18 protein-coding genes and 1 riboswitch are annotated in these 22058 nt (G+C 66.7%); of the genes, 8 read left to right on the top strand and 10 right to left on the bottom strand.

Annotated features, from left to right (window positions below):
- Window positions 1–319 precede the first annotated feature (319 nt).
- Window positions 320–2284, top strand: coding sequence for a M2 family metallopeptidase (locus ACM0PK_RS19680; RefSeq protein WP_088496823.1), 1965 nt, complete (start codon window positions 320–322; stop codon window positions 2282–2284).
- Between the two features lie 82 nt (window positions 2285–2366).
- Here ACM0PK_RS19680 and ACM0PK_RS19675 read toward each other — a convergent pair whose 3' ends face one another.
- The 3 genes from ACM0PK_RS19675 to ACM0PK_RS19665 form a co-directional block, all read right to left on the bottom strand.
- A complete protein-coding gene (locus tag ACM0PK_RS19675; RefSeq protein WP_005418286.1) occupies window positions 2367–2759 on the bottom strand; it encodes a hypothetical protein in 393 nt (130 codons plus the stop codon).
- 68 nt (window positions 2760–2827) lie between these two features.
- Window positions 2828–3724, bottom strand: a complete 897-nt coding sequence (locus ACM0PK_RS19670) for a siderophore-interacting protein (protein WP_414607791.1) — start codon at window positions 3722–3724, stop codon at window positions 2828–2830.
- Window positions 3725–3865: 141 nt separating this feature from the next.
- Window positions 3866–5092 (bottom strand): multidrug effflux MFS transporter, encoded by a 1227-nt coding sequence (locus tag ACM0PK_RS19665; protein WP_353761152.1) that lies wholly within the window; start codon window positions 5090–5092, stop codon window positions 3866–3868.
- A gap of 298 nt (window positions 5093–5390) precedes the next feature.
- Window positions 5391–5493: riboswitch (glycine riboswitch) on the top strand.
- Window positions 5494–5555: 62 nt separating this feature from the next.
- Between ACM0PK_RS19665 and gcvP the strand changes: the two genes are divergently transcribed.
- A complete protein-coding gene (gcvP, locus tag ACM0PK_RS19660; protein WP_353761153.1) occupies window positions 5556–8423 on the top strand; it encodes an aminomethyl-transferring glycine dehydrogenase in 2868 nt (955 codons plus the stop codon).
- 93 nt (window positions 8424–8516) lie between these two features.
- Here the strand turns inward: gcvP and ACM0PK_RS19655 are convergent, their stop codons facing one another.
- From ACM0PK_RS19655 to ACM0PK_RS19645, 3 genes are all read right to left on the bottom strand, one after another.
- Window positions 8517–8927 carry a VOC family protein gene (locus tag ACM0PK_RS19655; RefSeq protein ID WP_005418291.1) on the bottom strand — a complete coding sequence of 137 codons (411 nt, stop codon included), beginning with the start codon at window positions 8925–8927 and terminating at the stop codon, window positions 8517–8519.
- Window positions 8928–9113: 186 nt separating this feature from the next.
- The gene (locus ACM0PK_RS19650; RefSeq protein WP_061478840.1) at window positions 9114–10481 is read right to left on the bottom strand and encodes an amino acid permease; all 1368 of its coding nucleotides are present in this window, start codon (window positions 10479–10481) and stop codon (window positions 9114–9116) included.
- Between the two features lie 82 nt (window positions 10482–10563).
- Window positions 10564–11286 (bottom strand): AraC family transcriptional regulator, encoded by a 723-nt coding sequence (locus ACM0PK_RS19645; protein WP_414607790.1) that lies wholly within the window; start codon window positions 11284–11286, stop codon window positions 10564–10566.
- A gap of 113 nt (window positions 11287–11399) precedes the next feature.
- Between ACM0PK_RS19645 and ACM0PK_RS19640 the strand changes: the two genes are divergently transcribed.
- Both ACM0PK_RS19640 and ACM0PK_RS19635 read left to right on the top strand, forming a co-directional pair.
- Window positions 11400–13481, top strand: coding sequence for a catalase (locus tag ACM0PK_RS19640; RefSeq protein ID WP_414607789.1), 2082 nt, complete (start codon window positions 11400–11402; stop codon window positions 13479–13481).
- A 22-nt stretch (window positions 13482–13503) separates the two neighbouring features.
- Entirely contained in the window at window positions 13504–13965 is a 462-nt protein-coding gene (locus ACM0PK_RS19635; protein WP_414607788.1) for a hypothetical protein, read from the top strand.
- A gap of 9 nt (window positions 13966–13974) precedes the next feature.
- On the opposite strand, the gene ACM0PK_RS19630 is transcribed toward ACM0PK_RS19635, so the two are convergent.
- Window positions 13975–14715: an alpha/beta fold hydrolase gene (locus ACM0PK_RS19630; RefSeq protein WP_414607787.1), complete on the bottom strand. Its 741-nt coding sequence runs from the start codon at window positions 14713–14715 to the stop codon at window positions 13975–13977.
- A gap of 176 nt (window positions 14716–14891) precedes the next feature.
- Here ACM0PK_RS19630 and ACM0PK_RS19625 point away from each other — a divergent pair, with 176 nt between their 5' ends.
- Window positions 14892–15395 (top strand): hypothetical protein, encoded by a 504-nt coding sequence (locus tag ACM0PK_RS19625; protein WP_414607786.1) that lies wholly within the window; start codon window positions 14892–14894, stop codon window positions 15393–15395.
- 14 nt (window positions 15396–15409) lie between these two features.
- The gene (locus ACM0PK_RS19620) at window positions 15410–15700 is read left to right on the top strand and encodes a hypothetical protein (RefSeq protein ID WP_032954416.1); all 291 of its coding nucleotides are present in this window, start codon (window positions 15410–15412) and stop codon (window positions 15698–15700) included.
- A gap of 88 nt (window positions 15701–15788) precedes the next feature.
- Here the strand turns inward: ACM0PK_RS19620 and ACM0PK_RS19615 are convergent, their stop codons facing one another.
- Complete coding sequence (locus ACM0PK_RS19615; protein ID WP_414607785.1) at window positions 15789–17915, bottom strand: methyl-accepting chemotaxis protein; 2127 nt, start codon at window positions 17913–17915, stop codon at window positions 15789–15791.
- Between the two features lie 233 nt (window positions 17916–18148).
- On the opposite strand from ACM0PK_RS19615, the gene ACM0PK_RS19610 reads away from it, so the two are divergent.
- The gene (locus tag ACM0PK_RS19610) at window positions 18149–19111 is read left to right on the top strand and encodes a L,D-transpeptidase family protein (RefSeq protein WP_414607784.1); all 963 of its coding nucleotides are present in this window, start codon (window positions 18149–18151) and stop codon (window positions 19109–19111) included.
- Window positions 19112–19115: 4 nt separating this feature from the next.
- A complete protein-coding gene (locus ACM0PK_RS19605) occupies window positions 19116–19796 on the top strand; it encodes a M23 family metallopeptidase (RefSeq protein WP_414607783.1) in 681 nt (226 codons plus the stop codon).
- On the opposite strand, the gene ACM0PK_RS19600 is transcribed toward ACM0PK_RS19605, so the two are convergent.
- Together ACM0PK_RS19600 and ACM0PK_RS19595 are read right to left on the bottom strand one after the other, a co-directional pair.
- A complete protein-coding gene (locus tag ACM0PK_RS19600) occupies window positions 19726–20394 on the bottom strand; it encodes a hypothetical protein (RefSeq protein ID WP_065178223.1) in 669 nt (222 codons plus the stop codon). The two genes, ACM0PK_RS19605 and ACM0PK_RS19600, sit on opposite strands and share 71 nt — an antisense overlap.
- Window positions 20395–20526: 132 nt before the next feature.
- A complete protein-coding gene (locus tag ACM0PK_RS19595; RefSeq protein WP_005418326.1) occupies window positions 20527–21819 on the bottom strand; it encodes an adenylosuccinate synthase in 1293 nt (430 codons plus the stop codon).
- Window positions 21820–22058: the final 239 nt, after the last annotated feature.

The following is a 22058-nucleotide window of genomic DNA, read 5'->3' as shown; positions in this document are numbered from 1 at the left end:
GACAGATGTGTCGACCAAGGTCGACACCTACCAACAGCCGCCACGATCTGTCAGACGTGGGGCGGTGTGGGCTTGCAGGACCGTTGGCGCCATGGATGGCGCCATCGAGCCCCCATGGATGGGTTTACGGCGTGTCCTGCAAGCCCACACCGCCGCGCCATCCCACGGATACCCCGCTGTTGCGGTTGCTTCGGCGGTTGCTGTTGCTTGTGCTCTGGCCTCTGCGGGTGCCGGGCGCCGCCCGGCCGACTTCCGCCACTTGCGGTGGCAGCGACGGCCCACTAGCCTTCGGCCGTCGTTCACCACCCAAGGACCGCCCGTGAAACACCGTCATCTCCTGCTGGCCTCGGCAATCGCCGCCGCCACGCTGGCCCTGGCCGCCTGCAAGAAGGAAGCTGCCCCAGGCACCGATACCGCCAGCAGCAGCGCTCCGGCCGGTGAAACCGCCGACCAGTTCGTGGCCCGCATCAATGCCGAATTCAAGGCCGCTTACCCGGAGATGACCTCGGCGCAGTGGCTGTCCTCCACCTACATCAACGGTGATTCGGAACGCATTGCGGCCAAGGCCAACGAGCGTTCGCTGACGCAGCTCAACAGCTGGATCGAACAGGCCGCCAAGTTCGACGGCAAGCCGATGAGCGAGGACAGCAAGCGCGCGATCCACCTGCTGAAGCTGATGTCCTCGATGCCTGCACCGCGCGACCCGGCCAAGCTGGCCGAGCTGACCCAGATCGCCACGCGCATGGAAGGCAGCTACGGTGCCGGCAAGTACTGCACCGATGCCAATGATCCGAACTCCTGCCGCCAGCTGGGCGAGCTGGAACAGGTGCTGGCGCGCAGCCGCGACTATGACAAGCAGCTCGACGCCTGGCAGGGCTGGCACAGCACCACCAAGAGCATGCGCGGCGACTACCAGAAGTTCGTCGGCCTGGTGAACGAAGGCGCCAAGGGCATGGGCTTTGCCGACGCCGGCCAGATGTGGCGCAGCGGCTACGACATGCCGCCGGAGCAGATCGGCCCGGAAACCGACCGGCTCTGGGAACAGGTCAAGCCGATGTACGAGCAGCTGCACTGCTATGCACGCGGCAAGCTGGACAAGACCTACGGCAAGGACAAGGCCGAAGTGGGCAACGGCCTGATTGCCGCGCACCTGCTGGGCAACATGTGGCAGCAGGACTGGTCGAACCTGTGGGACCAGCTGGAACCGTACCCGGGTGCCGGCAGCCTGGACATCACCGCTGCACTGGAAAAGCAGTACCAGGCCAACCTGAGCGCGGCGCTGGCCAAGGCCGGCAAGGACGCCAACGTGGCGGCCCAGTACAAGGCCCAGCGCGAAGCCGAACTGCGTACCGCCAAGCAGATGACCGAACGCGCACAGGACTTCTATGTGTCGCTGGGCATGCCGTCGCTGCCGCAGTCGTACTGGGAACGCACCCAGTTCATCAAGCCCGACGACCGCGATGTGGTCTGCCACGCCAGCGCCTGGGACATGAACATGGAAGGCGATGTGCGCACCAAGATGTGCATCAAGCCGAACGAAGAGAACTTCACCACCATCTACCACGAGCTGGGCCATATCTATTACGACCTGGCCTACAACCCGCTGCCGCCGCTGTTCCAGGGCGGTGCCAACGATGGCTTCCATGAGGCGATCGGCGACACCATCGTGCTGGCGATGACGCCCAAGTACCTCAGCTCGATCGGCCTGGTCGATGCACCGACCGAGAGCCGCGAAGCGGTCATCAACAACCAGATGCGCATGGCGCTGTCGGGCGTGTCGTTCCTGCCGTTCGGGCTGATGATCGACCGCTGGCGCTGGGGCGTGTTCGATGGTTCGATCACCGCCGACAACTACAACAAGGCGTGGTGGGACCTGAAGGCCAAGTACCAGGGCGTGGCCCCGGCCAGCCCCCGTGGCGAGGAATTCTTCGATCCGGGCGCGAAGTACCACGTGCCGGGCAACACCCCCTACACCCGCTACTTCCTGGCCCGCATCCTGCAGTTCCAGTTCTACAAGGGCCTGTGCGATGCAGCCGGCTACAAGGGCCCGCTGCACGAGTGCACCTTCTACGGCAACAAGGAAGCCGGCCAGAAATACTGGGCGATGCTGAGCAAGGGTGCCAGCCAGCCGTGGCAGGCCACGCTGAAGGAGCTGACCGGCACCGACAAGCTCGATGCCGGCCCGATGATCGAGTACTTCACTCCGGTCAACGAGTGGCTGAAGCAGCAGAACGAAGGCCAGATGTGTGGCTGGCAGGCCAACGCGGCCCCGGCGGCGAAATGAGAAAAGGGGCGGATCCGCAAGGATCCGCCCCTTCTCCGTGTTGTAGAGCCGAGCCATGCTCGGCTCTACAGATTCGGCGCGATCAGCTGTCCTTCTTCGCCGCCATCGCCGCGGCCAGTTCCGCCTTGAATTCCTCGAAGGTCTGGCCCTTCTCTTTCGCTTCGGCGTGCGCGGCGTCGCGCAGCGCATCGGAGTACATCAGGCGCACCGGCGTGCCGTTGCGCTCGTGCAGTTCACCGGCCTGCATGATCAGCGCCAGTACCTGTGCGGCGGAGTCACTGTGGCCGGCGATACGGCCGTCCATGCCCAGCACCCATTCACCGTCGCGGCGCACGACACCGGCCAGCAGGGTGCGCTGCGCGTCGCGCAGTTCGGCATGCGGCTCCACCGGCGAGGCCTGGGCAGCGGCCTTGTTGGCGGCCTGCTTTTCCTGGCGACGGCGCTGGTCGCGGCGGGTCTTGGAGCTGGTGGACATGGTGCAATACCGCTGCGAGGGGGGCGCAAGGATAGCGCACCCCACCCGCCACGCCGCTTCACACCCCCTCAATCCAGCACTTTGCCGTGCCGCCAGTAGCCCATGAAGCTGATCGCGCGGCGATCCAGCCCGCAGTCGCGGACCAGATGACGACGGATCGCCATCACCGCCGCTGCCTCGCCTGCCACCCAGGCATACAGCGGCCCGACCACGCGGGTATCGGCCTGTTCCCAGAGGATCTGCGTATCGACGTCGATCTCCTCCGGCGCATCGCCGGCAGCCACGCCCGAGGCCGCTGCCAGCCGCGCCTGCACCGCCTGCAACAGAGGCGCCCCGTACGCCGCGCGCCCGCGCGGCAGCCAGACCAGCTCGGCGGAAGCCGGTGCCTTCAGCGGCACCGCGTCGCCGGCCTGCGCCACTTCCAGCAGCGCCAGCGTACGCGGCGGATCCACCATGGCCGCCAGTTCCTCAAGAATGCCGGCCACCGCCGGTAACGCGGTTTCATCGGCCACCAGCAGCATCTGGCCGACGCCGGCCGGCGGCTTCCATTCCCAACCTTCGCTGCTGTCGGCACAGTCGGCATCGGGAGCCAGCAACACCACACGGTCGCCGGGGCGTGCATGGATGGCCCAGCGCGAGGCCGGCCCGGTCTCGCCATGCAGCACGAAATCAACATCGACTTCGCCCAGCTCTGCACGCAGCTGGCGGATGGTATAGGTGCGCATCGGCGGGCGCTGATCGTCCGGCAGCGCCCGGTAGCGGGGATACCAGTCCTCGCCGCTGGGCACCTGTGGCAGGTCCTGCCCGGGCAAGGGGAAGAATACCTTGATGCGCTGGTCCGGGCCTTCGGTCTTCATCCGCGCCACGTCGGCGCCGGTGAACACCATGCGGTCCAGGGAAGGGGAAAGAACGCGGCGCTCCTTCAGCGCCACCTCGAACAGGCGGTAGGTCTGCTGCGCAGCCATGGCGAAACCTCATGCAACGACATTGGGTCGGCTGGCTGTCGTGCACCCACGCACCGGCTGGCTGGAATGCCCAGCCTAGTCCGGCCGTTCCCTGCCGCAAGTGTTTCGGGCATCGCGGCCCACCCTACCCCTGCGCGCTGCTCAGTGACCCGTGCAGGCTGCCTGCGCCGCGCGCTCGCGCTGGTGTTCCCAGTACCAGAACACGAAACCGGCGCCGAAGAACGCCGCCTGGCCCAGTGCCAGGTGCAGCGGGCTGCCGCTCAGCAGTGGTGACACCACGCCGGCCACCACGGTGCTGATCATCAGCTGCACGAAGGCCTGCAGCGACGAGGCCAGGCCGCGCTGATGCGGGTACATGTCCAGCACCGCCAGCGCCAGGATCGGGAAGATCAGCGCCATGCCCATGCCACCCAGGAAGATCGGCAGTACCGCCCATGGCAGCACGAACTGTGGCGACAGCACCACGTAGCCAACGTTCAACAGCACTGACAATGCGCACAGGCCGAAACCAATGGAGACCTGGCGGGTGGGCGTGGTGTGCCCGGCCATGCGCCCGGACAGGAATGAGCCGGTGGTCATGCCGCCGATGGTCGGGATGAACAACCAGGCGAAACCGCCCTCGCCCAGGTGCAGGTGCTGCATCACGAACACCGGCGCCGAGGAGATGTACAGGAAGATTCCACCAAAGCCGATGCTGCCGGCCAGCGCCAGGCGCAGGAAGCGTGGATTGAAACCGATGCGCACGTAATCACGCAGCAGCACGCGCGGCGACAACGGCACGCGCGCTTCGACGGGATGGGTCTCGGGCAGGTAGCGTGCAGTGGCCGCCAGCAGGACCAGCCCGAACACCACCAGGAACCAGAAGATCAGCGGCCACCCCGCGCCACTGAGCAGGATCCAGCCACCGATGATCGGCGCGATGGCCGGGGCGATGCCGAACAGCATGGACACCTGGCTCATCAGCCGCTGCGCGTCATGGCCGTGGTACAGGTCGCGGATCACCGCGCGGCCGACGATCATGCCGACACCCGCCGACAGGCCCTGCAGCGCACGGAACGCCAGCAGCGTGGTCAGGTCGGTGGACAGTGCGCAGCCCACCGAGGCGCCGACGAACACCACCAGGCCACCGAGGATCACCCGCTTGCGGCCCCAGGCGTCGGACAGCGGACCGTGCGCCAGGCTCATCAGGCCGTAGAACAGCAGGTAGACGCTGATGGTCTGCTGCACCGCCACCTCGTCCACCGCCAGGCGCCGGGCCAGCTGCGGGAAGGCCGGGAAGATGGTGTCGATCGAGAACGGGCCGAACATGGCCAGGCCGGCAAGCAGCAGGGCCATGCGGCGGGTGGAGGGAGCAACAGCGGCTGTCATGGGAAAGGCGTCCGGCAGGGCCATGCGCGGCACGCACGGCGGGCGCCGGTCCCCGTCTGCAGGGAGGGCGCCAGATGAATTCAGGTATCCGCCCATCATAGGTGGGGATTGCGCCCGATGCCATGCAGCGGTGCACAGAACGCATGGCCGGGCCATCGGCCATTCAGCCGCGGGGCCGTGCCGGGAGGCGGCCAGCGGGCCCGCAACGGGCTATAATCCGCGGGCAACACGGTGGGAGAAGCGGAACACCGCTGCCGAAGGCGCAACGCCCGTAATCGCTCAGGCCCGATACCACCCGTAACAGAACTCTGGAGAGACCGGTTCGATCCGGCGCCGAAGGGGCACGAAGCCGCGGTTTTCCGCGCTTCCAAACTCTCAGGCAAAAGGACAGAGGGGCGCCCCGCAGACCGCCGACCGGCGGCTTGTGCCCGTGCGTGTGCCCTTTCCTGACGGATCCTTCGCCATGTCCCAGAACACCCCTTCCCTGCGTGAGCTCGAGCACCACAATGCGTTCGTCGAGCGCCACATCGGCCCCAACGATGCCGAGATCGCGCAGATGCTCGACGTCGTCGGCCACGCGTCGCTGGATGCGATGACCGATGCCATCGTGCCGGCCAAGATCAAGTCGCCGGCGCCGCTGGCGCTGCCGGAGTCGATGACTGAAGTGCAGGCACTGGCGAAGATCCGCGCGATCGCCGACAAGAACACCGTGCTGCGCAGCTTCATCGGCCAGGGCTACTACGGTACCCACACCCCGAACGTGATCCTGCGCAACATCCTGGAAAACCCGGCCTGGTACACCGCTTACACCCCGTACCAGGCCGAGATCTCGCAGGGCCGCATGGAAGCGCTGATCAACTTCCAGACCCTGTGCGCCGACCTCACCGGCATGGAGATCGCCAACGCCTCGCTGCTGGACGAAGCCACCGCCGCCGCCGAAGCGATGACCCTGGCCAAGCGTTCGGCCAAGTCGAAGTCGGACACCTTCTTCGTGCACGACGCCGTGCACCCGCAGACCCTGGAACTGCTGCGTACCCGCGCAGAACCGATGGGCATCGTGCTGCGCGTCGGCACCCCCGCCGAAGCACTGGAAGCGGAAGCCTTCGGCCTGCTGCTGCAGTACCCGGACACCTTCGGCCAGATCGGCGATTACAAGGCCCTGGTCGAGGCCGTGCACGCACGCGGCGGCTTGGTGGCCGTGGCCACCGACCTGCTGGCGCTGACCCTGCTGGCCGCACCGGGCGAATGGGGCGCGGACATCGTGGTCGGCAACAGCCAGCGTTTCGGCGTGCCGTTCGGCTTCGGCGGCCCGCACGCCGCGTTCATGGCCTGCCGTGACGCCTACAAGCGCTCGATGCCGGGCCGCCTGATCGGTGTCTCCATCGATGCCCAGGGCAACCCGGCCTATCGCCTGACCCTGCAGACCCGTGAGCAGCACATCCGCCGCGAGAAGGCGACGTCGAACATCTGTACCGCACAGGTGCTGCTGGCGGTGATGGCCTCGATGTATGCGGTCTACCACGGTCCGGAAGGCCTGACCCGCATCGCCCGGCGCACCCACCGCCTGGCCTCGATCCTGGCTGCGGCACTGCGCAACGCCGGCGTGCAGGTCGGTGGCGACTTCTTCGACACCCTGCACATCACCGGCGTGCATGCCGATGAGATCCTCGCCAAGGCACGCGCCGCCGGTTACAACCTGCGCGCGATCGACAGCGACTCGGTCGGCATCAGCCTGGACGAGACCGCCACCCGCGCCGACGTGGTCGCGCTGGCCGCCGTGTTCGGCGCGCAGGCTGACGTCGAGGCGCTGGATGCCAGCACCGCCGACGCACTGCCGGCCGGCCTGCTGCGCCAGTCCGCGTTCCTGACCCATCCGGTGTTCAACACCCACCACAGCGAGCACGAACTGCTGCGCTACCTGCGTTCGCTGGCCGACAAGGACCTGGCGATGGACCGCACGATGATCCCGCTGGGCTCGTGCACCATGAAGCTCAACGCCACCGCCGAGATGATCCCGGTGACCTGGCCGGAGTTCTCGCAGATCCACCCGCTGGTGCCGGCCGACCAGGCGCTGGGCTACAAGGAACTGATCGACACGCTGGAAGCGATGCTGGTCGAATGCACCGGCTACGACGCGGTCAGCCTGCAGCCGAACTCCGGCGCGCAGGGCGAGTACGCCGGCCTGCTGGCGATCCGTGCCTACCACCGCTCGCGCGGCGAAGGCCACCGCGACATCTGCCTGATCCCGGACTCGGCGCACGGCACCAACCCGGCCTCGGCGCAGATGTGCGGCATGAAGGTCGTGGTGACCAAGACCGATGCCAACGGCAACGTCGACGTCGAGGACATCCGCCTCAACGCCGAGAAGTACAGCGACCGCCTGGCCGCGATCATGATGACCTACCCGTCCACGCACGGCGTGTTCGAGGAAGAGGTGGTCGAGATCTGCGAGATCATCCACAAGCACGGCGGCCAGGTGTACACCGACGGCGCCAACATGAACGCCCTGGTCGGCGTGGCCAAGCCGGGCAAGTGGGGTTCGGACGTTTCGCACCTGAACCTGCACAAGACCTTCTGCATCCCGCACGGCGGTGGTGGCCCGGGCGTGGGCCCATGCGCGGTCAAGGAGCACCTGGCCCCGTTCCTGCCGGGCAAGCTGGGTGACAACGGCCCGGTCGGCATGGTCAGCGCGGCCAGCTTCGGCAGTGCTTCGATCCTGCCGATCAGCTGGATGTACATCGCGATGATGGGCCGCGAAGGCCTGCGCAAGGCCACCCAGGTCGCGCAGCTCAACGCCAACTACATCGCCAAGCGCCTGGCTCCGCACTTCAAGACCCTGTACACCGGCCGTAACGGCCTGGTGGCGCACGAGTGCATCCTGGACGTGCGCCCGCTGGAGAAGACCAGCGGCATCGGCGCCGAGGACGTCGCCAAGCGCCTGATCGACTTCGGCTTCCACGCCCCGACCCTGAGCTTCCCGGTCGCGGGCACGCTGATGGTCGAACCGACCGAGAGCGAGTCGCTGCACGAGCTGGATCGCTTCATCAACGCGATGATCCAGATCCGAGAGGAAATCAGCGCGATCGAAGACGGCCGCCTGGACCGCGAGGACAACCCGCTGAAGAACGCGCCGCACACCGCCACCGCGGTGACCGCCAGCGAGTGGACCCACGCCTACCCGCGCGAACTGGCCGCCTTCCCGCTGGCCAGCCTGAAGCAGAGCAAGTACTGGCCGCCGGTGGCACGCGTCGACAACGTGTACGGTGACAAGAACGTGATGTGCGCCTGCATCCCGGTCGATGCCTACAAGGATGATGAAGTCGAGGCTTGATTCCTCACTGCATCGATAAAGAAAAACGGCCCGCGCAAGCGGGCCGTTTTCATGAGGGCGTGTGAACCAGGGTCCACACCCACAGTTACCCGATCACGGGTCCGGCATCTGTCCCAGGCTCAACTGCCACGATACGCCGAAGCGGTCCTGCACCCAGCCATAGCGGTTGCTGAAGTCGTAATCACCCACCGGCATCAACCAATGGCCGCCCTCGCCCAGCACGCGTGCCGCACGCTCGAACTGCTCGGCACCGGAACACTCGACGAACAGCGAGATCGACGGGCTGAAGGTGAAGTCGTGCACATCCAGGCTGTCGAAGCACAGGTAATGGGTGCCACCGAGCAGGAAGATGGCCTGGCGGACCTGTCCGGGTACGCCGGCGCCGGCCCCCTCGGGGTGGCGTTGCAGGGCCAGCAGGCGGAAATCGGCAAAGGCTTCGGCGTACAGGGCCAGCGCGGCCTCGGCCTGGCCGGTGAACATCAGGAAGGGACGGCTGCGCAGCATGCGGTACTCCTGGTCGACGGGCCGCTGGCGGCCCACACGATCAGGATGGCACGGCGGATGTATGCCGGCTGTAGAGCCGAGCCCGCGCTCGGCTGGCGACTACGCGAACAGCAGCCGACCACAGGGTCGGCTCTACAGAAACTACAGCAACCGCAGCCGACCGTAGGGTCGGCTCTACAGCTTCAGTCACGCCTCGCGCATGCGCCGGGCGATGGCGCTGCCGGCGGCGATGGTGGCGGTCAGCGCCACCATCGACAGGAACTGCAGGCGGGTGTGCGCCTCGCTCAGCAGCAGGCCGAAGATCAGCGCCAGGATCGCCAGCGCGCAGCAGGTCAGCCACGGGAAACCGGCCATGCGGAATGGCAGCCGGGTACCCAGGCGATCGGCGCGGCGGCGCAGCACCAGCTGCGAAACCAGCGACAGCGTCCACACCAGCAGGCAGGTGGAACCGACGATGTTCAGCAGCACCGGCAGCACCCGGTCCGGGAACAGCAGCTCCATCACCGTGGCCGCAAAGCCGAACAGCACGCTGGCCAGCACGGCGATGACCGGCACCTGCCGCGGATCGGTCCAGCCCAGCACGGCCGGCGCTTCGCGGCGCTGCGCCAGCGAATACATCATGCGCGAGGCGCCGTAGAGGTTGGCATTGAGTGCCGACAGCAGCGCGATCACCGCGATCAGGGTGATGGCGGTGCCTGCGCCCGGAATGCGCGCTATGTCCAGCACGGCGGCGAACGGCGACTTCAGTGCTTCGCTGGTCCAGGGCACCACGGCGATGATCACGCTCAGCGAGCCGATGTAGAACACCAGGATGCGCCAGGCCACAGTACGGATGGCACGGGCGATGCTGCGTTCGGGATCTTCGGTTTCGGCCGCCGCAACGGCGACGATTTCGGTGCCGCCGAAGGCAAAAACGACAACCAGCAGCGCCGCACCGATCCCGGCCAGGCCCTTCGGTGCGAAACCGCCGTGTCCGGTGAAGTTGCTCAGGCCAGGTGAGGTGACCTGCGGCAGCCAGCCCATCAGCAGTGCCACGCCGATGGCAATGAAGGCCAGGATCGCCGCCACTTTCAGGATGGCGAACCAGAATTCGAACTCGCCGAAGTTCTTCACCCCGAGCAGGTTGATCGCAGTGAAGAACAGCATGAAGGCCAACGCAGCCATCGGCACCGGCACCACCGGCCAGACCGTGGCAAGCAACCCGGCCGCACCGACCGCCTCGGCGGCGATCACGATCACCAGCTGCACCCACCACAACCAGCCGACCGTGGCGCCAGCGGTGGCGCCCATGGCATCGGCGGCGTACACCGAGAACGCGCCGCTGGTCGGTTTGGCCGCCGCCATCTCGCCCAGTGCGTTCATCACGATGATCACCAGCGCGCCAGCGACCAGATACGAGACCAGAACCGCCGGACCGGCCGCCTGCACACCCACGCCCGAGCCGAGGAACAGGCCGGCGCCGATGGCACTGCCCAGGCCCATCATGATCAGCTGGCGGGGCTTGAGCGAATGTCCGAGGCGGGACGGCGAAGCGGTCGGAATCGAATTGGGCATCGGCGGGGCTGGCGGCGGGCTACAGGGGCGACACCTTACCCTGTCCCAGGCCCGCGGGGATAGGCACAGCGCAGCAGGGGGCTCAGGCCAGTGCGGGCTCGCCGACGTTGCCGCCGATCCGGGCGCGATAGGCGCGCGGCGAGAAACCGGTTTCAGCCTTGAACTTACGGGTGAAGGCGCTCTGGTCGCTGAAACCGCAGGCCTGCCCGATGCAGGCAATGCTGTCGTCGCCATGCAGCAGGTGCATGGCCATCTGGATCCGCAGCCGGGTCAGCACCTGCTGCGGGGTCATCTGGAACACCTTGCGGAAACTGCGCTCCAGCTTGGACAGCGAAAAGCCGGTGATGTCCAGCAGGGTCTGCATGCGCACGTTCTCGGCGTAGTGCGCGTTGAGGTGGGCCAGGGCCAGCCGCAGCTGCTCGTACTGGGCGCCCAGGCTGTCCTTCTGGCCCAGGTCGCGGGAAATGCCGATCAGGCCCTCGATGGCGCCATCGACCAGCAACGGGCGCTTGCAGGTCAGGCACCAGCCCGGTTCGCGGTTGGCGAACAGGTGCAGCTCCATCAGGTTCTCGATCACCTCGCCGGACAGCACGCGGGCGTCCTGGTGGACATAGTCTGCGCTGAGGCCGGTCGGGTAGATCTCGGCCGCTGTGCGCCCGATCACGTCCTTGCGCGCGCGCAGGCCCAGCCGCCGCAGCATGGTCTGGTTGACGTGGGTGTACCGCCCCTGGCGGTCCTTGATGAAGAACAGCACGTCCGGGATGGCGTCGAACAGGGCTTCGATGTCGGCGGGCTCGACTCGCATGGGGCAAGCATACCCGAGCCTGCTTTTGCCCGTACGTTCACCTTTGCCGAACCTGGGTTTAACGGGTTCGGTTCCAGTGTCGTGGTTCCCTTGATGATCCGGAGCCTCCCCCCATGGCCGCCAGCAAGCCGACCGGCAAGCGCGCAACCGAAAACCACCCCCGCGGCAACGGCGATGAACTGCACCCGCGCGCCGGCGGCAGCCACCCGGCGATGACCACCGATCAGGGCATCCCGGTGGCAGACAACCAGAACTCCCTGCGGCAGGGACCTCGAGGACCCACGCTGCTGGAAGACTTCATCCTTCGCGAGAAGATCACCCACTTCGATCACGAACGCATTCCCGAGCGCATCGTGCACGCACGTGGCAGCGCGGCACATGGCTACTTCGAGTTGACCCGGTCTCTGGCCGCCCACACCCGGGCGCGCATCCTGACCGAGGTAGGCGTGAAGACGCCCGTGTTTACCCGCTTCTCGACCGTGGCCGGTGGCGCAGGGTCGGTGGACACTCCGCGCGACGTGCGCGGCTTCGCGGTCAAGTTCTATACCAAGGAAGGCAACTGGGATCTGGTCGGCAACAACATCCCGGTGTTCTTCATCCAGGACGCCATGAAATTCCCGGACCTGGTGCATGCGGTGAAGATGGAACCAGACCGTGCGTTCCCGCAGGCCGCCTCGGCCCATGACACCTTCTGGGACTTCATTTCGCTGATGCCCGAGTCGATGCACATGATCATGTGGGCGATGAGCGACCGCGCCATCCCGCGTTCACTGCGGATGATCGAGGGCTTCGGTGTGCACAGCTTCCGCCTGCTGAACGAGGCGGGCGAGTCGACGTTCGTCAAATTCCACTGGCGACCCAAGCTGGGCATCCAGTCAACGGTCTGGGACGAAGCGTTGAAACTGCAATCGGCTGACAATGACTTCCATCGCCGCGACCTGTTCGAGGCCATCCAGCGCGGTGATTTCCCCGAGTGGGAACTGGCGGTGCAGCTGTTCACGGAAGAGGAGGCCGAGGCATTTCCGTTCGACCACCTGGACCCGACCAAGATCATTCCCGAATCGCTTGTGCCGTTGCAGGTGATCGGGCGCATGGTGCTGGACCGCTGGCCCGACAACTTCTTCGCCGAGACCGAGCAGGTGGCGTTCTGCCCGGCCAACGTGCCGCCGGGCATCGATTTCAGCAACGATCCGCTGCTGCAGGGCCGCCTGTTCTCCTATCTGGACACCCAGCTGCTGCGGCTTGGCGGCCCGAACTTCCACCAGATCCCGGTGAATGCCCCGAAGTGCCCGTTCGCCAATCACCAGCGCGACGGCCACATGCAGATGCAGGTGCCCAAGGGCCGCGTCGCCTATGATCCCAGCTCGCTGCAGGAGGACTCGCCGCGCGAGACGCCCGCAGGTTTCCGCAGCCACGCCAGCGCCGACGATGGCCGCAAGGGCCGCACCCGCGCGGAGAGCTTCGCCGACCACTACAGCCAGGCCCGCATGTTCTTCCGTAGCCTTGAGAAGCCGGAACAGGCGCATCTGGCATCGGCACTCGTGTTCGAATTGTCCAAGGTGGAAACACTCAAGGTGCGGGTGCGTACCGTCAGCCACCTGCGCAACATCGACGAATCACTGGCGCAGCGCGTAGCCGATGGGCTCGCGCTGCCTGCACTGCCCGACCCCGCGCCGACCGCCACGCCGACGCAGGACATGCCTGCCGCTCCCGAGGTGCGCGTGATTGGGCGCAACAAGCCCACCCTGCAAGGGCGCAGCATCGGCATCCTGTTTGATGAGGGCTCCGACGCGCGCGTGCTGGCCAGCCTGAGCAAAGCGGCGCGGAAGGCGGGTGCAGACGTGAAGCTGGTCGCGCCCAAAGTAGGCGGCGCCACGCTGAGCGATGGCGCGATGCAGGCGGCGGATGGGCAACTGGCGGGCACGCCATCGGCTGTGTTCGATGCGGTGGCCGTGGTGCTCAGCCCGGAAGCCGCAAAGGCCTTGTCGAAAGAGAGTGCAGCCATCGAGTTCGTCAGCCAGGCGTGGGCGCACCTGAAGGCCATCGCCAGCGACGCAGGCGGCCAGGCGCTGCTGAAGGCGGCGCGCGTCGGCAACGACGCCGGCATCGTCGAAGCGGAAGACGCCAAGGCCTTCCTGGCGGCGGCCGCCACCCGCCAATGGGCGCGTGAACCGAAGCTGCGCCAGCTGGCCTGACTACTACGACAGGAGATCCGTCATGCCCCGTGGTGACAAATCCGCATATACCGACAAACAGAAGCGCCAGGCCGAGCACATCGAGGAAAGCGAGCGCGAGCGCGGTGCCAGCGAAAGCACCGCCGAACGCATCGCCTGGGCCACCGTGAACAAGCAGGACGGTGGCGGCAAGCGTAGCGGCAGCGCACGCAAGGGTACGAAGAAGGCGGCGAGCAAGAAGGCGGCCAGCAAGGCGCCTGCCAGGAAGTCAGCCGCAAAGAAGGCCACGACCAAGGCGACGGCCGCGAAGAAGGCGGCGGCAAAGAAGGCACCGGCTCGTAAGACCGCCACCAAGAAGGCCGCAAAGAAGACAGCGGTCAAGAAGGCCGGTACAGCCGCCTCGCGCAGTGCTGCAGCGAAGAAGGCGGCCAAGACCCGTGCGGCGAAGAAGACCGTGCGCAAGGTGGCGGCCAGGAAAGCGGCACGTACCCGCGCCCGCAGTTGAGCGCATCGTTCAGCGCGGCAACGTCCTCATCCACGCGGCCACTTCGGCTGCAGCTGCGTCGGCACGTGCCTGCAGCAGCAGATGTGGCCCCTCCAACGACACATGGCGGGCATCGGGCAACAGGGCCTGCAGCTCGGCCACGCTGGGCGGCCACAGCAGGCGGTCGTGGCACGCGTGCAGGCACAGCGTCGGCACCTGGATTGCCGGCAGCAATGCACGCACGTCGACCCGCAGGGTCGCTGCGGCGCGTTGCCGCAACGTGCTCGTCGGAGTCCTGGCCAACGCTTCGCGCAGCATCGACGTGTGCCCGCGGGTGTACCACGGCCCCAGCAACAGGCGCGCCAGCAATGCCACGGGAGGCAGCGGCCAGGCCGGCGACAGCAGGGCTGCGCTGGCTGCCGGCAGTGGCACCGGCCGACGCGCAAAAGTCGCGGCAAGCACCAGTCCGCGCAGCCCGGTGGGTTGGCGCGTGGCCAGTTCAACAGCCAACGGGCCCGAGAAAGACTCGGCGAGCAGGATGAAGGGACGACTGGGCAGCTGCGGCCACAGCCGTTGGGCAAGCGTGGCGTGATCCTGCGGTCCCTGCGCGGGCAGCGTGATCGCCTGCGTCGTCAGACCATAAGCCTGGAGTGCCGACAGGAACGGGGGCGACAGCCTGCTGGAGCCATCCAGACCGGGCAGCATCAGCACGTGCTGCGGCGCGGCCGATGCAGGGAAACAGATCGGCGTTTCCTCGCTCCCGATTCCCATGCCACCTCCTTTGCTGGCAAGCATCACCCACATCGGCAGGCAACGGAACCCCTGCTCCGGCTGTCCTGCTGCTTTGCCGGCCAAGGTTGGGCAATACTACCCGCTCTGCCGCGGGACGCGGCTACCCGGGAGAGCCGTTGATGCGATGGACCTGCGCGTTGGCCATGATGGTCATGATGCTGCCACTGGACAGCTCCGCCAGCGATGGTTGGATAAATGGGGATGGCAAGGCATTGGCGGAGACCGATGCCATGAAATCCAGCGGCGGCTTCGCGGCATCGCTGCTGGTCACTTCCGATGCCGACTGGCGGGCCAAGTGGGCGACCCCGCAGGAGACCACTCCCCGCTTCAACGAGGCCGACGAAGTCCACCCGGGCGGTGAGTTGTTCCTGCTGACATTCCTCTCCAACCCGCAACTGGACGAAAACCGCGTACCCAAGGTGCACTGCGATCTGCGCATGCTGCGCCCGGACGGCAGTACCAGTATCGACGAACGCGATGTTCCCTGTTTCACCGCCGCCCTGACCGGCCCGCCAAACCTGCTGTACATGACCAACCTGCACCTGAGGTTCGTCGCCGAGGCCGGTGATCCGAAAGGCACGTGGACTGCGCAGGTGGTGGTCCGGGATCTGCTGCGGAAAGTGAGCCTGCCGCTGCAGGCCCGCTTCGACGTCCGTTGAACCGGGGCATGCGGATGAAGATGCGGCGACTCCTGAGCTGGACCGGTCTTGCGCTTTGCGTGGTCTACCTGCTGTTGACCGCATGGCTGGTTCACGGCGCGCAGTCGGAGGGGGACCCGAAGGGTACCTATATCCTGATGGCGCTCCCCATCACCCTGCAGTCTGCCGCACTCGATGCCATCGGCGCAGGCGGCCTGCTGCGTGGCAAACCCTGGTCGACCGCATATGCAGTGCTGGTTCCACCGACACTGCTGTTGCTGTACGCAGCCGGCTGGCTGATCGAACGCTCAGCCCGCGGGCGCTAGCCCGCGGCATCGTTCCGGTGGGTGCATCGACGCCCTGCATGCGGGACATCGCAGGCAGGGCGCCATCCAGTATCCAGTTACAGGTCGCTTACGCCGCCCGCGCCGGCATGACCGGCATGCGCGGCCCCTGCTCCAGCTGGAATACCGCCACTGATGTGGTCAGTGCATGCGCCTGTTCTTCCAGCGCGCGGCTCGCGGCAGTGGCTTCTTCCACAAGCGCGGCGTTCTGCTGGGTCACCTGGTCCATCTGCACCACCACCTGGTTGACCTGCTCGATGCCGGCGGCCTGCTCCTTGCTGGCCGCTGCGATATCGCTCATCAGCTGGGTGGTGCGCGAACTGGCCTGCGCCACGCGTGCGATCGCGGCTTCCGATTCAACGGTCACCGCCAGGCCACTCTTCACCTTGGAAGCGGCGTCCTCGATCAGTTCCTTGATCTCCTTGGCGGCGACACCGGCACGCTGTGCGAGCGTGCGCACTTCTCTGGCGACCACGGCAAAGCCACGGCCCTGCTCGCCTGCACGCGCAGCTTCCACTGCGGCATTCAGCGCCAGGATGTTGGTCTGGAACGCGATGCCGTCGATCACCGTGGAGATTTCCGAGATGCGTGCCGAGGACTGATCAATCTCGCCCATCACCGATGCCATCTGTGCCATCGCGTGCTCGGTCTCGCGCACGGCGGCACCGGCGGCATGCGCTTCGCTGTCGGCCTGACGCGCCAGTTCGGCGTTCTGGCGTACGGTGGAGGTCAGCTCCTCCATCGACGCGGCCGCTTCTTCCAGATTCGCAGCCTGCTGCTCGGTGCGGCGCGACAGGTCGTTGTTGCCGGCGGCCAGTTCCTGGGCCGCGTTGTTGATGCTGTCGGCAGCCACCTGGATGCCGCGGACAATGCCGGTCAGCTGCGCGGTGGTGGTGTTGGCATCGTCGCGCATGCGCGCAAACACGCCTTCGTACTCGCCCTCCATGCGTGCGGTCAGGTCGCCATGCGAGATCGCGCGCAGCACGTCGGAAACATCGGCGATGCTGGCCTGCGAACTGGCCATCATGCCGTTGAGGTGCTCGACCATCGTCTTGAACTGGTACTGGAACGCAGCGGCATCGCCACGCATGCTGAAATCGCCGGCGCGTGCGGCGCGGGCCAGTTCATCGATCTGCGCGTTGATCGCCATCAGGCTCTGCTTCACCGCCGCCAGGGTGCGGGTCAGCGTGCCCTTCTCGCCCGGGTAGTCCGGCAGGTCGCGGCTGAGGTCACCCATGGCGTAACGCTGCATCACCTCGGCCATCAGCAGTTCCACCTGCACGTGCGACTCGACCAGGCTGTTGGTGGCCTGCACCATGCGGCCGAAATCACCGGGGAACGCACTGGCGTCCATGCGATAGCGGATTGCACCGGCTTCGTGCTGCTCGGCCATCTGCAACTGCGCGCCGATCGCCGCCTGCACACTCTGGCGCACGCTGGCCATCGCCTCGCCCAGCTGGGTCAGTTCGTCACGGCCGCCGAGGCGGAATTCCTGATCCAGCTGGCCCTTGGACAGGCGCTCGGCCAGGTTCACCGCGCGCGCCAGCGGACCGGTCAGGCTGCGCCCGATCATCACCGAGGCACCGATGCCGACCAGCAGCGCGACGCCGCCCAGCACCAGCAGCTGCAGCAGGCTGCGCTCGCCCAGGCGGATGGCCTCGGCGGCTGCCTCACGGCTTTCCTTCTCTTCGAAATCCACGCCATCGGACAGTGCCTTGTTCCAGCCGTTGGCCGCTTCCTGCACCGGGCCCAGGGTCAATGCCACGGCACCCGGGTAGTCGCCCTGCTCCATCAATTCGCTGGTCTGCTTGTTGAGCGGGCGCGCGATGGCACGCTTGGCCGCGATGGTTTCCGCGATGGCCTTGCCCTCCGCATCGCCTGGCAGCGCCTGGTAGGCGGCCCAGCTGGCCTCATAGCGCTTGACCAGATCGGCAATGCGCTTCTCATCGCTGCCGCGGTCTTCGCCCTGGCGGATCAGCATTTCGCGCCGCACCACCATCATCTGGTTGTTGGCGTCGAGCATCTGCGACAACAGGCGCACCTTGGCCACGCTGACGTCGACCACCTGCTGCATCGCGCGCTTCTGCACGACGCTGGCGGTGGCGCCGGTGGCCACTACGGCGGCAACCAGCAGCAGCAACAGGCCAAAGCCCAGCCCAAGACGCCAGGCAACCCTGACGTTCCTCAAGTAGTTCATGGGGGTATCCAAAACGGGGGGATGTGGGCTTATCGGCGGCACGGCAGGCAATCTTGATCGCCTCCCATCGACGGCGTCGGCCACCGTTCACCTTGGTGAGTCCCCGTCCCAGCGGCACCTGCCGGTGCCAGCCGGCCGCAATGACATGCCTGCTCATGCGGGTATCAGATCCCTTTCACGGCGGCTCCGCACCGTCTGCGGGCAAGGTGGCGGCGTACCTGCTGGAGATCCCAATGCGCTCATCTGTGTCCCGATCCACCCTGCTCGCAATCTCGCTGCTGGCGTCCCCGGCCTTCGCGCAGGCGCCGCCGCCCAACCTGCCCGCCCCGATTGCCGAGAAGGCTGGCCCGGACACCGCGGTGCGCTCCGCACTGCATGCCCAGGTGCTGCTGGATCGCGCGAACTTCTCTCCAGGCCAGATTGATGGTGAGGTAGGCAGCAACCAGCGGCGGGCGGTGTCAGGCTTCCAGGCGGCGCACGGGCTTACCGTAACGGGTGAGCTGGACGACGCCACCTGGAAGGCTCTGCAGGCCGATACGATCACGCCGCTGGCCAGCTACACGCTGACTGCTGAGGATGTCGTCGGCCCGTTCCAGACGCTACCGAAAGGACCTGCCGCCCAGGCCAAGCTGAAATCGCTGGGCTACGGTAGTGTGGAAGAAGCCCTGGGCGAGCGCTTCCACGCGTCCCCAGAGCTGATGAAGATGCTCAATCCCGGCGTGGATCTGACCAGGGCTGGCAGCCGCATCCAGGTCCCCAACATCGCCCCGGCCGCATTGCCGAAGGCCGCCAGGATCGTGGTCGACAAATCCGACTCCACGCTGCAGCTACTGGACGCACAGGGCAAGGTGATCGCGCAGGTGCCGGTGTCGTCCGGCAGCCAGCACGACCCGTTGCCGATCGGCGAATGGAAGATCCTGGGTGTGTACCGCGACCCGCAGTTCCACTACAACCCGAAGCTGTTCTGGGATGCCCGAAAAGGTGAAAAGAAGGCCACGCTGCCGCCCGGCCCGAACAATCCGGTCGGCCGGGTCTGGATCGATCTGTCCAAGCCGCATTACGGCCTGCATGGCACGCCTGAACCCGGCCACGTGGGCAAGACCGAGTCGCATGGCTGCGTACGCATGACCAACTGGGATGCACTGCGCGTGGCCGACGCAGTAGACACCTCGGTGCCTGTCGTGATGCAGGAGTGAGTCGATGCGTCTTCCGCAACTGATTGTGCTCGGTGTTCTGCTGGGATTGGGTGCAGGTTGGTGGCTGCACCGCGATATGGATGAGCCTGTGGCCGACGCGCTGCCGGAAGCGCCATCGACGGTGGCCGCCGCGCCGGTGACGGAACCGGTAGCGCCAGGTGCAACAGCCCCACCCGCCTCCACTGCGCCGCCGGCCGCGCAGGCTCCGGATGCCCCGTCCGGCCTGCTGCTGCCGGTGCAGGGCATCCTGCCCTCGCAGCTGCGCGATACCTTCACCGATGCACGCAGCGAGGGCCGCGTACACGATGCCATCGACATCATGGCCGATGCAGGAACGCCGGTACTGGCGGTGGCGGATGGCACGGTGGAAAAACTGTTCGACAGCGAGCGCGGTGGACTGACGATCTACCAGTTCGAGCCCGGTGGACGCTGGTGCTACTACTACGCGCATCTGCAGCGCTATGCCGATGGCCTGGCCGAAAAGCAGGTGATCAGGCGCGGCGAGGTGATCGGCTACGTCGGCAGCACGGGCAACGCCAGCGCCCATGCCCCGCACCTGCATTTCGAGGTGCATGTGCTGGGGCCAGAGAAGCAGTGGTGGAAGGGAGAGTCGATCAATCCCTATCCACTGCTGAAGTCGGCAGCGATGATGCCCGGCGCTGCCAGCGCCACAACGCCACAGTAAAGACAGCCAACGCGGCCCCTGGAATCAGCAGGAACAGCGCCGCCATCTTCCAGAAGAAGAACGGCCACAGCCAGAGGTAGTCGAGGTCGGTCAGCTTCAGCACGTCCATCGGCGGCAGCAGGTCCACCGAGGCCGCACGGCCGGCCAACGCCGGATCGACCTCCAGCACGGTCAGCCGCAGCGAGGAACGGCCTCGCGGCAGTGCGTCACTGCGGCCGTAGCCGAAGTACGAGGCGGCGACCCGGTCTCGCTCGACCGATTCCAGTGCGCGATGGATCTCCGGATCGGTCACCGCCGAGCGGCTCTCCGCGCGGAACTCGGTGCGATCGGTTGGGGTTTCCGCGCGCAGGCGCAGCTCGGGATCGACCGCCGGATCGGCGCCGTCATCCGCATAACGCAGACGCAGTCGCAGCGGGTCGTCGATGAAGCGGTACACCGTGATCTCGGCGGTCGCGCCCGGCTGCAGCACCAGCGGCAGGGTCTGCGTGCGCGAAGCCAGGTAATTGGCGAGCGCGCCCAGCACCAGCACGATGCAGGCCAGCGTCCACAGGCTCCACAGCAGCCACAGAGTCACCCGTGCGACCGTCTCGCCCTTCATACCGAAGTCTCCGTCATCGCTGCGCTGCCCTGCCGGCTGTGCCGCCACAGTACCGAAAACGAAAAAGCCCCGCTTGCGCGGGGCTTTTCCTTCAGCAACACCAGGCAGGGCCCAGCGCTACCGGTCTCTCACTCAGGCAAACGGATCCTGCAGGACCATGGTGTGGTCGCGGTCCGGGCCGGTCGAAACGATGCTGATCGGGCAGCCGGCCAGTTCTTCCAGCGAACGCAGGTAGGCGCGTGCCGCCGGCGGCAGCTCGTCCCACTGGGTGATGCCGTGGGTGTTCTCGCTCCAGCCCGGGAACTCCAGGTACACCGGGGTGCACTCTTCCCAGCCCTGCGCATCCAGCGGAGCATATTCGGTGCGCTTGCCGTTGTATTCGTAGGCGATGCAGACCTTCAGCTTTTCCATGCCATCGAGCACGTCCAGCTTGGTGATGCACAGGCCGCTGATGCCGTTGATGGCCACGGCGCGCTTCAGCGCGACGATGTCCATCCAGCCGCAACGACGCGGGCGGCCGGTCGATGCGCCATACTCGGCGCCACGGTCACGGATGCCCTGGCCGACTTCGTCGTCCAGTTCGGTCGGGAACGGGCCGCCGCCGACGCGGGTGGCGTAGGCCTTGGCGATGCCCAGCACGTAGTCGATCGAATCGGCGCCGACGCCGGAACCGGCCAGCGCACCACCGACGGTGGTGTTGGAGCTGGTGACGTACGGGTAGGTGCCGTGGTCGATGTCCAGCAGCGCGCCCTGCGCGCCTTCGAACAGCACGCGCTTACCCTGCTTGCGCAGGTCGTGCAGGATGCCGGCCACGTCGGACTTCATCGGCTGCACGTATTCGCCGAAGGCCAGCGCCTCGTCGAAGGTCTTCTGGAAGTCGACCGCATCGGTGTTCAGATACTTGGTCAGCACGAAGTTGTGGTAATCCAGCGCGGTGCGCAGCAGTTCTTCCAGCTGCTTCGGGTAATGCAGGTCGGCGATGCGGATGCCGCGACGCGCCACCTTGTCTTCGTAGGCCGGGCCGATGCCACGGCCGGTGGTGCCGATCGCCTTGCCACCGGCAGCGCGTTCGCGCGCCTGGTCCAGGGCGATGTGGTACGGCATGATCAGCGGCGCGGCCGGGGAGATCTTCAGGCGCGAACGTACTTCCACGCCGGAGGCTTCCAGCTCGGCGATTTCCTTCTGCAGCGCGGCCGGCGAGATCACCACGCCGTTGCCGATCAGGCACAGCGCGTCGTCACGCAGGATGCCCGACGGGATCAGGTGCAGGACGGTCTTCTTGCCGTTGATGACCAGGGTGTGGCCGGCATTGTGGCCACCCTGGAAGCGCACGACGGCGCCGATTTCCTCAGTGAGCAGATCGACGATCTTGCCCTTGCCTTCATCGCCCCACTGGGCACCCAACACTACGACAGACTGACCCATGACGGGCTCCTCGATTTGTTGCGGCCATCGGGGCCGCGGACGGGTAAACCGTGGCGGGGCTGGCCAGCACCTGGAGGGCGGCTCCAGACGGGGAGCGGCCGGCGATGGAAGGCCCAGACACGGAAAAAGCCGAACGGGGAGGCCCGTCCGGCTTTTGTGCATTATCCGGGTTTCCGGGGTCCGCTGCCACCTTTCCGACCGGCGGCTTCACCCACCGGTCAGGCCGGCGTCTCATGTAG

Source organism: Stenotrophomonas sp. FR010, assembly GCF_047520755.2.
Lineage (GTDB): Bacteria > Pseudomonadota > Gammaproteobacteria > Xanthomonadales > Xanthomonadaceae > Stenotrophomonas > Stenotrophomonas sepilia.
Note: the sequence above shows the minus strand (reverse complement) of the source record. Positions and strands in the feature narration are given on the sequence as shown.

Excerpts from the sequence above, each read along its gene's own strand:
- gcvP (WP_353761153.1), top strand. The coding sequence starts at position 5,556 with ATGTCCCAGAACACCCCTTCCCTGCGTGAGCTCGAGCACCACAATGCG.
- ACM0PK_RS19625 (WP_414607786.1), top strand. The coding sequence starts at position 14,892 with ATGCTGCCACTGGACAGCTCCGCCAGCGATGGTTGGATAAATGGGGAT.
- ACM0PK_RS19610 (WP_414607784.1), top strand. The coding sequence starts at position 18,149 with ATGCGCTCATCTGTGTCCCGATCCACCCTGCTCGCAATCTCGCTGCTG.
- ACM0PK_RS19675 (WP_005418286.1), bottom strand. The coding sequence starts at position 2,759 with ATGTCCACCAGCTCCAAGACCCGCCGCGACCAGCGCCGTCGCCAGGAA.
- ACM0PK_RS19640 (WP_414607789.1), top strand. The coding sequence starts at position 11,400 with ATGGCCGCCAGCAAGCCGACCGGCAAGCGCGCAACCGAAAACCACCCC.
- ACM0PK_RS19655 (WP_005418291.1), bottom strand. The coding sequence starts at position 8,927 with ATGCTGCGCAGCCGTCCCTTCCTGATGTTCACCGGCCAGGCCGAGGCC.
- ACM0PK_RS19595 (WP_005418326.1), bottom strand. The coding sequence starts at position 21,819 with ATGGGTCAGTCTGTCGTAGTGTTGGGTGCCCAGTGGGGCGATGAAGGC.
- ACM0PK_RS19615 (WP_414607785.1), bottom strand. The coding sequence starts at position 17,915 with ATGAACTACTTGAGGAACGTCAGGGTTGCCTGGCGTCTTGGGCTGGGC.
- ACM0PK_RS19645 (WP_414607790.1), bottom strand. The coding sequence starts at position 11,286 with ATGCGAGTCGAGCCCGCCGACATCGAAGCCCTGTTCGACGCCATCCCG.
- ACM0PK_RS19665 (WP_353761152.1), bottom strand. The coding sequence starts at position 5,092 with ATGACAGCCGCTGTTGCTCCCTCCACCCGCCGCATGGCCCTGCTGCTT.
- ACM0PK_RS19620 (WP_032954416.1), top strand. The coding sequence starts at position 15,410 with ATGAAGATGCGGCGACTCCTGAGCTGGACCGGTCTTGCGCTTTGCGTG.
- ACM0PK_RS19605 (WP_414607783.1), top strand. The coding sequence starts at position 19,116 with ATGCGTCTTCCGCAACTGATTGTGCTCGGTGTTCTGCTGGGATTGGGT.
- ACM0PK_RS19670 (WP_414607791.1), bottom strand. The coding sequence starts at position 3,724 with ATGGCTGCGCAGCAGACCTACCGCCTGTTCGAGGTGGCGCTGAAGGAG.
- ACM0PK_RS19635 (WP_414607788.1), top strand. The coding sequence starts at position 13,504 with ATGCCCCGTGGTGACAAATCCGCATATACCGACAAACAGAAGCGCCAG.
- ACM0PK_RS19600 (WP_065178223.1), bottom strand. The coding sequence starts at position 20,394 with ATGAAGGGCGAGACGGTCGCACGGGTGACTCTGTGGCTGCTGTGGAGC.
- ACM0PK_RS19630 (WP_414607787.1), bottom strand. The coding sequence starts at position 14,715 with ATGGGAATCGGGAGCGAGGAAACGCCGATCTGTTTCCCTGCATCGGCC.
- ACM0PK_RS19650 (WP_061478840.1), bottom strand. The coding sequence starts at position 10,481 with ATGCCCAATTCGATTCCGACCGCTTCGCCGTCCCGCCTCGGACATTCG.